General features: G+C 41.3%; 1 protein-coding gene. It reads right to left on the reverse strand.

Features of this window, described 5'->3' with window-relative positions; all coding sequences use genetic code 11:
* Positions 1 to 95 precede the first annotated feature (95 nt).
* On the reverse strand, positions 96 to 622 hold a 527-nt coding region (locus AC3G7N_RS21580), incomplete at its 5' end, for a Rieske (2Fe-2S) protein (RefSeq protein ID WP_489424185.1).

A 622-nucleotide genomic window follows, 5' to 3' on the forward strand; every position in this document is an offset into this window, starting at 1 on the left:
TTATTTCATAGATAAAAAAAGCGACCCTGGCGTGGGGTCGCTTTAGATTGTTCAGCTGATATATCTGAAATTATTTTTTCAACTAACCAGGGTAACTAATAACCTGAGTCCTCCGAAGTAAGGTTGTCCAGCATCTTATAATCATGCTTTTGTAAAGGTTTTTCGGCTGGCCCCTCAATTACATCACCGGTATATGAAAACCTCGATCCATGGCACGGGCAATCCCAGCTGCGATCCCCGCTATTCCACTCAACTTCGCATCCAACATGCGTACAGGTTGTATCTACAATATGCAGTTGCCCCTTTTCATCCTTATATGCGCCCTTTCTTTCTCCTTTGATACTAATCACGGCTGCCTCATCATTATTTAAGGTATCAGGGTCGATATTGCTTATTTGAAGTTTTCCCTTAATTAAATGCTCCGCAACATCCGCGTTTTGAACTAGAAAATTCTTTATACTAGGGGTTGCATAAAATCTTGATGGTGTAAACAAACGCTGGAAGGCGTTTTCCTTGCCCAATACAATATCCCGCAATAGAAGTGCTGCGGCAGTTCCATTTGACATTCCCCATTTTCTATATCCAGTGGCTATTAAAATGTTTGGCTGTCCAAAGGTTATTT

The organism is Virgibacillus carmonensis (assembly GCF_057836705.1).